Origin of the sequence: Sphingobium sp. AP50, from assembly GCF_900109095.1 — a bacterium.
In the GTDB taxonomy this organism is placed as follows: Bacteria; Pseudomonadota; Alphaproteobacteria; order Sphingomonadales; family Sphingomonadaceae; genus Sphingobium.
On the sequence record NZ_FNYZ01000002.1, the window covers coordinates 298,492 to 314,142 of the forward strand.

Sequence of the window (15,651 nt, forward strand, 5' to 3'; positions counted from 1 at the left end):
TTGGAAATTCTGTTGCGCAGCGGAAAGGGCCGAGAAGGGGCGGTTCACAGGGGGAAAGAGCGTGGTCCATGATAGGGGATCAGCGCCCGATAGGATAGCGTTCACCCCTCCCCCGCCTTCCGCCTGATGCGGCGGGGCCGATGCGCCGCCTGTCGGCCAAGCGGATCGACCAGTGCCTGATAGAGCGCGAAGAGATGCTCCACTCGTTCCCGGTCCGATCCGAAAGGCGATTTGCGGTAGAGCCGGTCGACCGCCTGATCGAGATCGCGATGCGCCCGGCGCAGTTCGGCGGGCATGGTGTCGGGATCATAAAGGTCGGCCAGCGTCGACGTAGCGTTCTTGGGCAGGGCGCGCGCGTCCAGCACCGCCTGCGCCAGCGCCTCCACCTGTGTGCGCTGGGCGGGGGTGGCGTCAGGCCAGGGGAAGTTGTTGTACACCACGCCGACCGAATACATATAGTCGCTCTTCATCCGGCCGCTGATCTGGCGCATCCAGGCCATGTGCATCTGGCTGGTCAGGATGCCGAAATCCCAGAGAGTTGCGTCGGGCAGAATGCGCAGCTTGTTGCTGGGGATGACAGGCGGTTCCAGCCAGCCAATGGGTATGTAATCGCGTCGCTCCGAACTGACTTCGGGGATGGCTAGAAACGGCGCTTGCGGGATAACCGTGACATGAAAGGCCGATGGTGTGTCGGCAAGGGCTAGGGAAGACAGGCCCGGCGTCTTCTTCCTGTCGTCCGCCTTGCCGAAAGCGGGGATTTCGCCCCGGCGATAGGCCGCCACCTGTCGCAACCGTTGACGGACGAGTGGCAGTGGCCGGACATGCGCGGGAGAAGCATCCTGCAAAGCCAGTATCCAGCGTTCGCCGCCATTGAGATATTCCTGCGCCCCGACGTAGGGACGCAAGAATGCAGCTGCATCCGGTTCCTGCGCCAGCAGATGCGCCCGTTCCTGAAATCCGAAGATGAGATAGCCGCCATCGATCGGCTTTGATCCGATAATGATGCGCGGTGCGCCATTAATAGGACGCCCTTCCTCTCGCACCACAAGAGCCCTGTCGGCTACACCCGGATCGAACAGATAAGCGGTCAGGGCGCCATGCCGAGTTTCGGTCGGCTCACCCTTTGCATCGGCATAGCTGAACAGGCGCTTGTCCTTCGGCACGCTGGCGTGCGGGGCGAGGCCGATGATCACGCAATGCACCGCCGCGCGGCCGGGCCAGACGAAGGGTCGGTGGGCGAAGGCGATTTCCATCCCTTCGCGGAAGATCAGCGGCCAGAGTTGCGCCACCTGTTCGCCCTGAACGATGCTGTTGGTCGCGACGAAGGCGATATGCGCGCCGCCCGCCGCGGCGAAGCGCGCGGCCTTGAGGAACCAGGCGGCGACATAATCGAGCGTGCCGCCACTGCCCGGCAGGGCGGCGAGGCGGCGCACCTGCGCGCGTTGCGCCTCCGTCTGATATTTGGCGCCGATGAAGGGCGGGTTGCCAACGATATGGCTGCATGTTTCGGGCGGCAGCAGGGTCGCCCAGTCCATCTCCAGCGCGTCGCAATGGCGGATATTGGGCGCGGTGACGAGCGGGATGCGGGCATAGGGGCGGCCGAAATCCTCGCCCAGCCGGGTGTTGGCGATATGGTCGGTCATCCACAGCGCGACCTGCGCGATCTGGCTGGGAAATTCGTCTATCTCCATGCCGTGGAAGCGATCGACGTTGAGGCGCGTCAGGTCGGCAACGTCCAGCACCTGCTGCACCGGTCCGCCCACGATCAGCCGTTCGCGAATGATCTCCCGCTCCAGTTCGCGCAATTCGCGATAGGCGACCACCAGGAAATTGCCCGCGCCGCAGGCCGGATCGAGGAAGGTCATCCCCGCCATCCTGTCCTGCAAGCGGCGCAGCGCCGCGTCCCGGCCGGAACGCAGCGCGCAGGCGCGGTCGAATTCGGCCCGCAAATCGTCCAGGAAGAGCGGGCCGATCACCTTCAATATGGCTTCTTCGGGGGTGTAATGGGCGCCCTGTTTGCGGCGTGTGACCTTGTCGATCACGCTTTCGAACAGCGACCCGAAAATGGCGGGCGACACTTCGCCCCAGTTGAACAGGCTGGCGTCCAGCAACATCTGGCGCATCGCCCGGTCGAACACCGGCGTCGCGATGCGGCCGGAAAAGAGCGCGCCGTTGATATAGGGAAATTCGGCGAGGTCGCCGTCCAGCCCCTGTTGCCGTCGTTCGGGCGGCGTATCGAGTATCTCGAACAATTCGATCAGCCAGCGGCCAAGATCCCGTCCGTCGGTGCTGGTGCGGGTTTCGAGAAAGAGGAGAAATTGTTCGCGCCGCTGGAAAATGCCGGTGTCGTCGGCGAAGAGGATGAAGAGCAGGCGGACGAGCAGCCGTTCCAGATCATGACCGACATAGCCTCGCGCGGCGAGCGCATTGTGCAGCCGGCCCATCAGGTCGGTCGCCTTGCGATTGACCGGCGACTGGTTGCGCAACAGCCGGGGCTTGGCGCCCAGGATGAAATCGAACGCCTCGACATGGCGTTTGAGGTCGGGCAGCGGGAAATGCCAGTGCCGCCGCGTTTCCAGATCGAGCAGTTCGAACCGCTGGAAATCGCACACCATCATATGGCGTGGCCGCTGCTCTTCGGGCAGCCAGTCATGATAGTCGAGCGCCTGCGTCATGGCGCGGTCGAGATTGCGGCCGATGCTTTTCTGTTCGACGATCAGCGTGCCGGGCCAGAACAGGTCGATAAAGCCGCCGGTCCGGCGCGGATCGAGCGCCTTCACCCGATGTTCGTAAGAGGCCACCTGTTTGCGGGGGACGCCGAAGACCGCGAAAAATTCGTCGTAGAAGCTTTGCGTCTGGCCCTTTTCATAGCCCTTGCCGCGCCATTCCTCCGAAAAATGGGCGGCGTTCGCACGAATTTCCGGCCAGCTGAGACGCATCCCTTCCCCTCCCCCTGATGGTCGGGGAAAAGGCTGATGGATCAGTCAGTTCAGGCCAAGAAAAGCCGCATCCGTTATGGGTGAAACAGAGTCAGCTTCGGCTTCAGATTCGGTCGAAATGGATCATTAGAGCGGGATGATTTTATCTTGGCCCGCCGTGTCATTGCGAGCGCAGCGAAGCAATCCATGGGTACACCAGTGGATTGCTTCGCTGCGCTCGCAATGACGATTCACAGATAGAGCCCCTAAAAATTGAAGCTAAGCGAAACGGATGCAACATTGTCGTTGCTGTCGTCGGCATCGGGGCGGAAGCCGTGCTGGTGGAGATAGCCGATTTCCGCATTCACATTCTTCGTCAACGGGGTGGTGATGGCGATCAGGTTGCGCATACGCTCCTCCCCCTGCACGCGCTGGAAATTGGTCTTGTTGAGATCGAAGAAGCTTTCATGGCTGAGGATCAGCGCGGTCTTGCTGCCTTCCTTGAAGGGCAGGACCAGCTTCACATAGGGGCGCAGGCGCCAGGCGGTGCCGTCAACGCCCTCGCGCCAGCGTTCTTCCAGGCGCAGGCGGGCGCTGACCGATACCGGCCCGATCTTCGCGATATTGTCGAACGTCACCTGCTGGCGGCCGCGATGCTCCATCACGGTGAAGTCGCCGCCATTATATTGCGGGTCATGGGTGTAGCCGGCCCAGACCGTCACCGCCTTCGAGACTTTATAGCCCAGCAGCGTGTTGGATTCGATTTCGTAGAGGCCGTTGCGGTCGTTGCTCAGGCGCGCGACGATTTCCTGCGACAGGCGCCAGTGATCGCTGAGCTTCACCGTCGCGCTGGTGGTGGTCCAGAGCTGTTCATCCTCGCTGGCATGGGCAGCGGCGGGCAGCGCCAGCATGGCAAGCGCGGGGATGCTGAACAAAAGACGAGCGGTCGAACGCATGGGGCATCTTCTCCACCGCCGGATCTGGCGGCGAAGGCGCCACTATGACGATTAGAAGACTCTATCGTGACGTTTGCATTGCAGTTTCGTGACAATGTTTTTCCCGATCATGTCCCGTCGGGCGGGCAAGCGAGGCCGGATCAGGCGGCCTGCGCGGTCGGCATGGCAGCCAGTTCGACCCGGTTGCGGCCGGATCGCTTGGCGGCATAGAGGGCCGCGTCGGCAGCGGCGAGCCAGCTCTGGCTGGTCATGCGGTCCGGGCCGATCGCCGCAACGCCGAAGCTGGCGGTGACATGCAGCGGCGGATCATGCGGGATATCGAGCGCGGCAACCGCATCGCAGAAGCGCTGCGCGGCGGCCAGCGCGTCCTCCTGCGCGGTTTCGGGCAGCAGCAGGGCGAACTCCTCTCCACCCAGCCGCCCGAGCGAATCGCTGGGGCGCGAGAGGGTGGCGCAGCAGCGCGCCACTGCTTCGATCACGCGATCACCGGCGGGATGGCCATGCGTGTCGTTCACCTGCTTGAAATGGTCGATGTCCAGCAGGATCAGCGCGGCGGGCCGCTGATGCCGGATGAAGAGCGCGATCTGCCGGTCGATCGCGGCGACGAAGGCGCGGCGGGTGAGCGCGCCGCTCAGCCCGTCCCGCTCGGCCAGCAGGCGCAATTCCATCTGTTCGACCACGATCGGGGCAAGGCCCTGAAGGATCGCCATCTGTTCCGGCGCGAAATCGCGGGTCCGGGTATCGATCGCGCAGAGCGAACCGACATTATAGCCATCGGGCGTGCGCAGCGGCACGCCGGCATAGCTGCGGATGCCGGGATCGCCCGTCACCAGCGGATTGTCGCAGAAGCGCGCATCGGCGCAGGCATCGGGAATGACGAGCGGTGCGTCCTGCCGGATGGCATGGTCGCAAAAGGCGACGCTGCGAGGCGTTTCCGTGGCGTCCAACCCGGCCAGCGACTTGAACCATTGCCGGTTGGTATCGATCAGCGAGACGGCGGAAATCGGCACGCCGACCAGCGTGCGGACAAGATCGGTGATCTTGTCGAAGGCGCCCTCCGACGGCGTATCGAGGATATCGTAACGGCGCAGCGCAGCGACGCGCCCCGGTTCGTCGGTCAGTCGATCATGTGGCGTCATGGGCAACCCGATGCTTTTATCCGTTCCTGCTTCCCGTGCCCTTACTAGGACAGAAGCCGCCTGCCACACACCCGCCCCAACGTGCAGCCGCACCGGCAGGCTGCGCCGGGCTGGTTGATAAAAGGTTAAGGGGCATATTTCTGGATCGATCCGCCGTTCCGTCGGACATGCGATGTGCATTTTTCTGATATTTGGGAATTATTCCGCTTAGTTTGGAATTTGTTCATGTCGTGTAAATTTTGATTTTTATTTTTTGGCGGAAATTCGCCGTTTTTCAAAACTGGCACGCCCCCTGCAATGCTGTTGGCATGATCCACATCGGATCGGAAACAGACATTCAGGGAAGGAAAATCACCATGAAGACCATCGCTTTCGCCGCCGCTGTCATTGCCGCCACCGTTGCCGTTTCGGCCGCTGCCACCCCCGCCTTCGCCCAGCCGGAAGCCGGCGCAAGCCACGTGAAGGTGCATTATCAGGAAAATACCGGCCGCTATTGCATCCGTCAGGATCGCGCCGGATCGCTGGTTCCTTCGATCGCATGCCGCAGCAAGACGGACTGGGCGCAGCAGGGCGTGACCATCACCCACAAGGCGCCGGTGCAGCTGGCCCAGCGCTGAATGGTTGGCGCCTACGGCGCATCCGCACCGGCCCTTCAACCGAGGCAAGTGACTCGGTTGAACCTCACCCCGCGAAAACGCCCGGCCGGATCACCGACCGGGCGTTTTGCTTTCTTCGCGATCCGACCGGATCAGCCGCCATGCGCCAGCGCCGCCAGCAGCAGCAGCGCGACGATATTGGTGATCTTGATCATCGGATTGACCGCCGGGCCAGCGGTGTCCTTATAGGGATCGCCCACCGTATCGCCCGTCACCGCGGCCTTATGGGCTTCGCTGCCCTTGCCGCCATGATGGCCATCCTCGATATATTTCTTCGCATTGTCCCAGGCGCCGCCACCCGACGTCATCGACAGGGCGACGAACAGGCCCGATACGATCACGCCCAGCAACAGCGCGCCCAGCGCCGCAAAGCCATTATCGACCCCGGCGACGGCCGCGATGATGAAATAGACCACGACCGGCGCCAGCACCGGCAGCAGGCTGGGGATGATCATTTCCTTGATCGCCGCCTTCGTCACCAGATCCACCGTGCGGGCATAGTTGGGGCGGGACGTGCCATCCATGATGCCCTTGTCCCGGGCGAACTGATCGCGCACATCCTTGACCACGTCGCCCGCCGCGCGGCCCACGGCGGTCATGCCCATCGCGCCGAACAGATAGGGCAGCAGCGCCCCCAGCAGCAGGCCGACGATGACATAGGGGTTCTTCAGCGAGAAATCGACCGGCGCGGTAAGGCCAAGAGCCGACCCGTAATAATCGAGATCCTGCGTGAAGGTGCCGAACAGCACCAGCGCGGCAAGGCCGGCCGATCCGATGGCATAGCCCTTCGTCACCGCCTTGGTCGTGTTGCCCACCGCGTCGAGCGCGTCGGTCTTGACCCGGACGCTGTCGTCGAGATGCGCCATCTCCGCGATGCCGCCGGCATTGTCGGTAACGGGGCCATAGGCGTCCAGCGCCACCACCATGCCGGCCAGCGCCAGCATCGCGGTCGCCGCGAAGGCGATGCCCATCAGCCCCGCGAGTTGATGGGCGACGATGATGCCGACGACGATCACGATGGTCGGCAGGGCCGTCGATTCCAGGCTGATCGCCAGCCCCTGAATGACGTTGGTGCCATGGCCGGTTTCCGATGCCTTGGCGATGCTGCGCACCGGGCGGTAGCCGGTGCCGGTATAATATTCGGTGATGACCACGAGCAGGCCCGTGACCGCCAGTCCCACGAGCATCGACCAGAATAGCGCCATGCCGGTATATCCCCCGGCGCCGTCCAGCCCCGCGCCGAACACGGTGTCGAGGTCGCCCAGCGTATAGCGGGTGGCGAAGTAGATGGCCGGGATCGACAGGATCGCGGTGGTCCAGAAGCCCTTATAGAGGGCGCCCATGATCGACTGGTTGGCGCCAAGGCGCACCATATAGGTGCCGATGATCGAGGTGATGATGCATACGCCGCCGACGATCAGCGGCAGGGCCATGAGCTTCAGAAGAAAGGCGTTGTCGACGCCGGTGACGAGCAGGGCGGTCAGCACCATGGTCGCACCGACGGTGACGACATAGGTTTCGAACAGATCGGCCGCCATGCCGGCGCAATCGCCGACATTGTCGCCCACATTGTCGGCGATGACGGCGGGGTTGCGCGGGTCATCCTCCGGAATGCCGGCCTCGACCTTCCCCACCAGATCCGCGCCGACATCGGCCGCCTTGGTGAAGATGCCGCCGCCCAGCCGCGCGAAGATGGAGATGAGGCTGGCCCCGAACGCCAGTGCCACCAGAGAGTCGATCACCAGCCGATCGTCCGGCGCATGACCGGCCGGGCCGGTCAGATACCAGAAGAAGACACTGATCGCGAGCAAGGCTAGGCCCGCCACCAGCATGCCGGTGATCGCACCTGCCCGGAAAGCGACGGTCAGGCCGCTCTGCAACGTGCCGCGACAGGCTTCGGCCGTGCGGACATTGGCCCGCACCGAAATATTCATGCCGATGAAGCCCGCCGCGCCCGACAGGATCGCGCCGATCAGGAAACCGACCGCTGAGGTAAGGCCCAGAAAGACGGCGACCAGCACCGCCACGACCACGCCGACAATGGCGATGGTGGTATATTGCCGGCCCAGATAGGCCTTCGCCCCTTCCTGAATCGCGCCGGAAATGGCCTGCATCACAGCATTGCCGGGCGATGCGCTGAGCACCTGACGACTGGTGAAAAGCCCGTAGAGCACGGCCAGCAGGCCGCACCCTATGGCGATATAGACAATCTGCATGGATGTTCCTCTCCCCCCTTTATGACTGTCATCGGCCGCTCCGCAGGGAAGGACGGGCGGACGAAAGGCATGAAAATGGGAGGCGCAGGGGCGGGCGGCCGGATGAAGCCAATCCGGCATCGGGCACCACGTCAATCAGCAACGGGGCATGGCACATGAAACGCGCTCCAGCCGGCTGAGAAATAGGGTGGAAGGAAGCTACAGTTCCAGCGGCGCGCGTCAAGATGCCCGCGACGATGAACCCCGAATGAGAGGCGCGATCAGGCTGCCTGCGCCAGCGCCGCCTGCGTCGCGGCGATCCAGCCACCGCCCAGCACCCGATCGCCCGCATAGAGCACCGCCGCCTGCCCCGGCGCCACGCCATATTCGGGCGCGTCGAAGATCAGCCGGTCGCCCTCCAGCCGGGCGGGCACGGGCCTGGCCATGGAACGGACCTTGGCGGTGAGCGGTCCGGTGAAATCGCCGCCCAGCCAGTTGATGTCGCTCAGGATCGCGCCCGACACGGCCAGCGCCGCCTTCGGCCCGACGATGACGCGACGCCCCTCCGCATCCAGCCGCACGACATAGAGCGGGTCGGGCTGACCGCCGATTTCCAGCCCCTTGCGCTGGCCGACCGTATAATGGATCAACCCCTTGTGACGGCCCAGCACCCGGCCATCGACATGGACGATATCGCCACCTTCGTCCGCATCGGGGCGCAGTTTCCGCACGATCTTGGCATAATCGCCATCGGGGACGAAGCAGATGTCCTGGCTGTCGGGCTTCAAAGCTACCGACAGACCCAGTTCGGCGGCGATCTCGCGCACCTGCGGCTTGGGCAGGCCGCCCAGCGGGAAACGCAGATAATCGAGCTGCGCCTGAGTCGTGGCGAACAGGAAATAGCTCTGGTCGCGGGCCGGATCGGCCGCGCGGTGCAGTTCGGCGCCCTGAGGCCCTTCCACTCGCTGCACATAATGGCCGGTGGCCAGGCAGTCGGCACCCAGATCGCGCGCGATCTGGAACAGGTCGGTGAACTTCACCCCCATATTGCACTTCACGCAGGGGATGGGGGTGCGGCCGGCCATATATTCATCCGCAAAGTCGGCGATCACCGAATCGCGGAAGGCGGTTTCATAATCAAAGACATAATGGGCGATGCCGATGCGATCGGCGACGGCGCGGGCATCGCGAATATCCTGCCCCGCGCAGCAACTGCCGGTGCGGCCGACGGCGGCGCCATGATCATAAAGCTGCAGCGTGACGCCGATGACTTCCGCGCCGGTCTTGGCGGCGAGGGCGGCGACGACGCTGGAATCCACGCCGCCCGACATGGCGACGACGATGCGCCGCTGGGCAAGCGGCTCGGATAGCTGAAACTGGGGCTGCATGAGCGCGCATATAGTGCAACGGACCGCGCGGCGCAAAAGTTAACAAAAGGTAGCGGTCCAAAGCGGCCAATCGGGACGGATCGACGAGAAACCGCGCCCGAACGAGCCGAGAAAGATTGATCGAGTTTACGGACCCTTATCCATTAGCCCCTACACAAGACTGCATGGATCTGAGTTTCCTTCGGGGTGGCGGGCTGAAGCCCGGCACCACCAGACCGCTTAGCCGGCCGCGTGTTCCGGCCTGGCCGTTCCTGCGGGCCGCTACGGCGGCGGCGCAGGCGGCCAGTCCCACCGCGCAGGCGGTGGCGGGCGTCCTGCGGGGGCAGGACGGGAGTGAAAACTGGATTCAGGAACTGGCGGGAATTTTCGCGCCACGTTCCAGCGGCAAGATCGAAGCCGTACGTCTCGCGGGCAGCTTTAATCCGCTGGTCGCAAGTCGTTTAGCCGGGGGCAAGGAAAGATGAAGGCAGTGTTTACCGTGGGGCTTTAGCCGTTGTTCAGGGCTGACGCAGATAAGGGTTTTCACGGCTGAATTCGGCAACGCCAGTGCCGCATAGTTGAGGGTAAGAATGATCGAGAACCAGAAAATCAGGCCTGCTCAGGTGGTCGGACCGCTCGGGGAACCCCTGACGCTCGATAGCCTGCCACCGGCGGACACGACCCGCTGGGTCGTGCGGCGCAAGGCGGAAGTGGTCGCTGCGGTCAATGGCGGTCTGCTGACGGTGGACGAAGCCTGCGCCCGCTATAATCTGACGCTGGAAGAATTTGCCGGCTGGCAGCGCGCGGTCGACCGGTCGGGCATGCACGGCCTGCGCGTCACGCGCATCCAATATTATAAGTCGCTCTATGAGCGGCAGCAAAAATATTGATCACACCCTCATATTAGGGTCGCAAACAGAAAAAAGGCCGCCGGGCGTTCCGGCGGCCTTTTTCGTGCGCGACGCAACCGGCGCGCCAAAACGGCGCAGGGCCGGGATGGTTTCACGACCGGAATCATTTTTCGACCAGGGAACGCGATGCCCCCTGCCCCGTTTATTCCGCACCCCAACCCCACGGGCGTGGTTTAGGAGATTAACATGGGCATCATCTTGTGGCTTATCGTCGGCGGCATCATCGGCTGGCTTGCCAGCATGGTCATGCGCACCGATGCACAGCAGGGCATCCTGCTGAATATCGTCGTCGGCATCGTCGGCGCCTTCATCGGCGGCCTGATCTTCAGCGGCGGTTCCATCAACGAAGGGCTGACGCTCTACAGCTTCCTGGTGTCGCTGGTCGGTGCGATCATCCTGCTGGCGATCGTCAATCTGGTGCGACGCGGGTCGGTGCGCTGATCCTACCGTTTCGACAACAGCAAAGGGCCGCGCCACGGGTTGGCGCGGCCCTTTTTGCATAAGTTACCGTCGCGCGACGAACCAGCGATAGAGCGCCAGCACCGCCACCGATCCCAGCACGGCCGCGATGAATCCTGCCCGTTCGCCCGGCAGATAGAAGCCCGCGAGGCGCCCGACGAAACCGGCCAGCAGGGCGCCGGCAATCCCCAGCAAAATGGTCACGATGCAGCCGCCGGGGTCGCGCCCCGGCATGATCAGCCGCGCCAGTGCGCCGGCGAGCAGGCCGACAATGATCCAACCCAGCAAATCCATCGTCCGTCTCTTTCCATCGTGGCGCGACCCACGTCCTGTCCTGCGCCATCAGCCGACCATCTGACAAGTCGTTGCGACATCATCATGAACGAAGGCGACCCGCCGTTCCTCCCCCTGTTTCTCCTGCATTATGGCTTTGCCGTTTCACTTTGAACCATGATATTGGGGGTTGAGGGCGGTGCTATATTCATATAACACAGTCGCCAGCAAAGGCGAAGCGCCGGAGAGATGGAAACGGCATGAATTACGAAACCCAGTTGCTGGGCGACACGGTGATCGTCGCGGACGAGGATGAAGCGCGCCGTCGGCGCAAGCGGTTGCTGCTGATCGGCGGCGGCGTGGCCATTGCGCTGGTTGCCGTAGCGGCAGCGATTTCGATGCGAGGCGACAAGGCGGCAACGCCCGCCGCGACCGCACAGGTGCCGGTCGTCACCGTGCTCCGCCCTGGCCTGTCCACGGTCGCCCGCACCGTGACCGCCACCGGATCGCTGGCCGCGCGGGTCGACATGCCGGTCGGCGTGATCGGCGAAGGCGGCATGGTGACGCGGGTGCTGGTGCAGCCGGGTGACTGGGTCCGCGCCGGACAGGTGCTGGCGACGGTCGAACGCTCCGTACAGGTCGAACAGGTCCGATCGCTCGCCGCGCAGCTGGAAGTGCAGCGCGCCAACGCCAAGCTGGCGCAAGCGCAGCTCGATCGCGCCAAGGCGCTGGTCGGCCGCGGCTTCATCAGCGCCGCCGATATCGATCAGCGCACCGCCACCCGCGATCAGGCCGATGCGCAGGTGCGCGTGGCCGCCGCGCAGCTCGCCGAGCAGCAGGCCCGCACCGGTCGGCTGGACATTCGCGCGCCCGCCGCAGGGCTGGTGCTGACCCGCACGATCGAGCCCGGCCAGATCGTTCAGGCCGGGGGCGGCACGCTGTTCCGTATGGCCAAGGATGGCGAGATGGAAATGCAGGCCCAGGTCGCCGAAAGCGATCTGGCGACGCTGCGCCCCGGCAACAGCGCGTCGGTGACGCCGGTCGGCAGCACCGCCCATTTTGCCGGTCGCGTGTGGCAGGTGTCGCCCGTGGTCGACCCGCAGACGCGGCAGGGCATCGCCCGCCTCGCCATCCCCTATAATCCGGCGATCCGGCCCGGCGGCTTTGCGTCGGCGACGATCACCAGCGGATCGGGCGCTGCGCCGCTGGTCCCGGAATCGGCGGTACAGAGCGACCCCAAGGGCAGCTATGTCTATATCGTCAATGCCAAGGGGCAGGTGGAACGGCGCGACGTGACCGTGGGCCAGGTGTCCGACGCAGGCGTGGCGCTGACCAGCGGCGTGACCGGCGCGGAGAGCATCGTCACCTCCGCCGGCGCCTTCCTGACGCCGGGGCAGAAGGTGAAGCCGGAGTTGATGAAGGGCCGCTGACGGGTGATGGCGCGCCCTTCGCGCACACCCCGAGAAAAGGCGGCCCGGCGCGCGGCAACGCGGGCAGGATAGGATGGATCGGGACGCGCTGCGCGTCCGGCGAAGGAAGCCGTGATGAATTTTCGCAATATTTCCGCATGGGCGATCCGCAATCCGGTGACACCGCTGGTGCTGTTCGCCGCTTTGTGCATCGCGGGCATCATCAGTTTCATGCGGATGGACGTCAACAACAACCCCGACGTCAGCTTCCCGATGGTCAGCGTCACCGTGTCGCAGCCCGGCGCGGCCCCGACCGAGCTGGAAACGCAGGTGACGCAGCGGGTCGAGGCGGCGGTGCGCGGCATCAGTGGCGTCGACGAAATTTCTTCCTTCGCATCCGAAGGCCAGTCGCTGACCAACGTCCAGTTCCAGATCGGCACGCCGGTCGACCGGGCCGTGTCGGACGTGAAGAATGCGGTGGACCAGATCCGCAGCGACCTGCCCGACGGCATTTTGGAACCGCAGGTCCAGCGCATCGACGTGGATGGCGGCCCGATCGCCTATTTCAGCGCCGAAGCGACCGACATGACGCTGGAGGAACTGTCCTGGTATGTCGACAATACGGTCGCCAAGCGGCTGCTGTCGATCAGCGGCATGGCGGCGGTCAAGCGCGGCGGCGGCGTGAGCCGCGAAATCCGCGTCATTCTGGACCCGGCCAAGCTACAGGCCTATGGCGTCACCGCCGCGCAGGTGAATGCGCAGTTGCAGCAGGTGAACCTGAACGCAGCGGGCGGCCGGACCGAAATCGCCGGGGCGGAGCAATCGATCCGCGTGCTGGGCAATGCGACCAGCGCCCGCACCCTGGGCGACACGCAGATCGCCATTTCCGGCGCCCGCACGGTCAAGCTGTCCGATCTGGCGACCGTGCGCGACATGTATGCCGAACAGCGCAACCTGTCGCTGATGAACGGGCGGCAGGTCACCAGTTTCAGCATGGAAAAAGCCAAGGGATCGTCCGACGTCACCGTCTATGACGAAGCCATGAAGGTGCTGGACAAGCTGCAGCAGGAAAATCCCAAGATCCATTTCAAGCAGCTCTACACCAGCGTCGAATATACCAAAGGCCAGTATCACAGCGCCATGTCGGCGATGATCGAGGGCGCGGTGCTGGCGGTCGTGATCGTCTTCCTGTTTCTGCGCGACTGGCGCGCGACGATGATTTCGGCGCTGGCGATCCCGCTGTCGGCCATCCCGTCCTTCTGGTTCATGGACATGATGGGCTTCACGCTGAACGGCATTTCGCTGCTGGCGCTGAGCCTTGTGGCGGGCGTGCTGGTCGATGACGCGATCGTGGAGATCGAGAATATCGTGCGCCATATGCGCATGGGCAAAAGCGCCTATCAGGCGTCGATCGACGCGGCGGACGAGATCGGGCTGGCGGTGCTGGCCACCACCATGGCGATCGTCGCGGTGTTCCTGCCGGTGGCGATGATGCCGGGTCTGGCGGGGCAGTTTTTCATCCAGTTCGGCATGACCGTGGTCGTATCCGTGCTGATGAGCCTGGCCGTGGCGCGCCTGATCACGCCGATGATCGCCGCCTATTTCCTGAAGGCCCATGGCGAGGAAAGCCATGGCGAAGGCTGGCTGATGGACCGCTATATGGGCGTGCTGCGCTGGTCGCTGGACGATCGCAAGGCGAAGCAGCGGCGCGCGCGCGGCGGCTTTGGCAACCGGATTGCCGCCTTCTTCACCGATCATCGCGTGTGGACGCTGGGCATGGGCATCGGCGCGTTTCTGGCGACCATCGTCGCCTTTGCGACCCTGCCCATGACTTTCCAGCCGACGACCAATACCGATTTCAGTCAGGTGAAGATCGAGACGGTGCCGGGCAGCACGCTGGAACAGACCACCGCCATCACCCGCAAGGTCGCGGACATGCTGGCGGCGGACAAGGATGTGGTCGACGCCGCCTTTGCCGATATCGAACCGGCCAGCGCCGACATCTTCCTGACGCTGAAGAAGGACCGGCCGATCAGTTCGGTCGACTGGGAACGCAAGGTCGCCCCGAAATTCCAGACCGTTGCCGACGCACGGGTCAATTTCCAGTCGCAGTCGGGCGGCGGTTTCGGCCGCGACATCATCATGATGTTCGGGTCCGACGATCCGGAACTGCTGGAAAAGACCGCCAACCAGCTGGTGCATGAGATGGCCCGCATCCCCGAACTGCGCGCACCGCGCGTGCAGGGCGACATGCAGCGGCCAGAGATCATCATCAAACCGCGCCTGGACCTGGCCGCCAGCCTGGGGGTCACCACCTCCGCGCTCAGCCAGTCGATCCGTATCGCGACGATCGGCGATATCGACCAGAACAGCGCCAAATTCTCCCTGTCGGACCGCCAGATCCCGATCCGCGTGGCCATTGCGGAAGACAGCCGCAAGGACATCGCCACGATCGAGAATATGCCGGTGCCGACGGTTTCGGGCGGATCGGTGCCGCTGAAGGTCGTGGCCGACATCAGCTTTGGCGCGGGTCCGACGCAGATACGCCGCTATAACCAGATTCGCCGGATCGTGGTGGGTGCGGATCTGGCGCCGGGTGTCGTGACCAGTCAGGCGATGGTGAAGATCAACGCCCTGCCGCTGATGAAGGATATTCTCGCCGGCAAGGTGCAGGGCGTGCAGAAACTGAACGCAGGCGACGCCAAATGGCAGGCGGAGATGATCCAGAACTTCATCATCGCCGTCTTCTCCGGCATCCTGCTGGTGCTGGCGGTGCTGACCCTGCTGTACAAGCGTCTGATGCCGCCCTTCGTCAATCTGGGCTCGCTGCTGCTGGCGCCGCTGGGCGGCGCGCTGGCGCTGCACATTGCGGGCCAGCCGGTGTCGATGCCGGTGTTCATCGGCATGCTGATGCTGCTGGGCATCGTCGCGAAAAACTCCATCCTCGTGATCGACTTCGCCCTAGAGGAAATGGAGAAGGGCGTGCCCAAGAAGGAGGCGATCATCGACGCAGGGCATAAGCGCGCCCAGCCGATCGTCATGACCACGGTCGCGATGGTGGCGGGCATGGTGCCGACCGCCCTGTCGTTGTCGGGTGACGCCGCCTGGCGCGCGCCGATGGGCATCACGGTGATCGGCGGCCTGTTGCTGTCGACGGTGCTGACGCTGGTGATCGTGCCGGCGATCTTCAGCCTGGCGATTGGGCTCGAAAGCTGGATGGGCCCGCGTCTGGGCCGCGGCCTGCTGACCTACAAGCCGGGCGATGATGGCAAGCCGGTGCGCGGCGCTATCCATCCGGCGGAATGACTAGAGTCGTTCAGGCGGGGCAAAAGAAGGCCTTGCCTGAACGAAACGGCCGCGTAACCGTT

At 64.2% G+C, this 15,651-nt stretch carries 12 protein-coding genes; 6 read left to right on the forward strand and 6 right to left on the reverse strand.

What is annotated here, in order from left to right:
- Positions 1–101: 101 nt before the first annotated feature.
- From BMY84_RS07360 to BMY84_RS07370, 3 genes are all read right to left on the reverse strand, one after another.
- The gene (locus tag BMY84_RS07360) at positions 102–2,939 is read right to left on the reverse strand and encodes a DNA methyltransferase (protein WP_093082446.1); all 2,838 of its coding nucleotides are present in this window, start codon (positions 2,937–2,939) and stop codon (positions 102–104) included.
- Between the two features lie 245 nt (positions 2,940–3,184).
- A complete protein-coding gene (locus BMY84_RS07365) occupies positions 3,185–3,874 on the reverse strand; it encodes a DUF2490 domain-containing protein (RefSeq protein ID WP_093082449.1) in 690 nt (229 codons plus the stop codon).
- Between the two features lie 140 nt (positions 3,875–4,014).
- A complete protein-coding gene (locus BMY84_RS07370; RefSeq protein ID WP_093082451.1) occupies positions 4,015–5,013 on the reverse strand; it encodes a sensor domain-containing diguanylate cyclase in 999 nt (332 codons plus the stop codon).
- Positions 5,014–5,369: 356 nt separating this feature from the next.
- On the opposite strand from BMY84_RS07370, the gene BMY84_RS07375 reads away from it, so the two are divergent.
- Positions 5,370–5,630, forward strand: coding sequence for a hypothetical protein (locus tag BMY84_RS07375; RefSeq protein WP_093082454.1), 261 nt, complete (start codon positions 5,370–5,372; stop codon positions 5,628–5,630).
- A 131-nt stretch (positions 5,631–5,761) separates the two neighbouring features.
- Here the strand turns inward: BMY84_RS07375 and BMY84_RS07380 are convergent, their stop codons facing one another.
- On the reverse strand, positions 5,762–7,885 hold the full coding sequence (locus BMY84_RS07380; RefSeq protein ID WP_093082456.1) for a sodium-translocating pyrophosphatase: 2,124 nt from the start codon (positions 7,883–7,885) through the stop codon (positions 5,762–5,764).
- A gap of 260 nt (positions 7,886–8,145) precedes the next feature.
- Complete coding sequence (gene mnmA / locus BMY84_RS07385) at positions 8,146–9,252, reverse strand: tRNA 2-thiouridine(34) synthase MnmA (protein WP_093082459.1); 1,107 nt, start codon at positions 9,250–9,252, stop codon at positions 8,146–8,148.
- A 164-nt stretch (positions 9,253–9,416) separates the two neighbouring features.
- Between mnmA and BMY84_RS07390 the strand changes: the two genes are divergently transcribed.
- The 3 genes from BMY84_RS07390 (at position 9,417) to BMY84_RS07400 (ending at position 10,583) form a co-directional block, all read left to right on the forward strand.
- Entirely contained in the window at positions 9,417–9,716 is a 300-nt protein-coding gene (locus tag BMY84_RS07390) for a hypothetical protein (protein WP_093082461.1), read from the forward strand.
- 105 nt (positions 9,717–9,821) lie between these two features.
- Positions 9,822–10,121 (forward strand): CtrA inhibitor SciP, encoded by a 300-nt coding sequence (locus BMY84_RS07395; RefSeq protein WP_037476500.1) that lies wholly within the window; start codon positions 9,822–9,824, stop codon positions 10,119–10,121.
- Positions 10,122–10,328: 207 nt separating this feature from the next.
- Positions 10,329–10,583, forward strand: coding sequence for a GlsB/YeaQ/YmgE family stress response membrane protein (locus BMY84_RS07400; RefSeq protein ID WP_093082464.1), 255 nt, complete (start codon positions 10,329–10,331; stop codon positions 10,581–10,583).
- 63 nt (positions 10,584–10,646) lie between these two features.
- Here BMY84_RS07400 and BMY84_RS07405 read toward each other — a convergent pair whose 3' ends face one another.
- Positions 10,647–10,895, reverse strand: coding sequence for a GlsB/YeaQ/YmgE family stress response membrane protein (locus tag BMY84_RS07405; RefSeq protein ID WP_093082466.1), 249 nt, complete (start codon positions 10,893–10,895; stop codon positions 10,647–10,649).
- Between the two features lie 239 nt (positions 10,896–11,134).
- Here BMY84_RS07405 and BMY84_RS07410 point away from each other — a divergent pair, with 239 nt between their 5' ends.
- Both BMY84_RS07410 and BMY84_RS07415 read left to right on the forward strand, forming a co-directional pair.
- On the forward strand, positions 11,135–12,304 hold the full coding sequence (locus tag BMY84_RS07410) for an efflux RND transporter periplasmic adaptor subunit (RefSeq protein WP_093082469.1): 1,170 nt from the start codon (positions 11,135–11,137) through the stop codon (positions 12,302–12,304).
- A gap of 114 nt (positions 12,305–12,418) precedes the next feature.
- Positions 12,419–15,589: an efflux RND transporter permease subunit gene (locus BMY84_RS07415; protein ID WP_093082471.1), complete on the forward strand. Its 3,171-nt coding sequence runs from the start codon at positions 12,419–12,421 to the stop codon at positions 15,587–15,589.
- Positions 15,590–15,651: the final 62 nt, after the last annotated feature.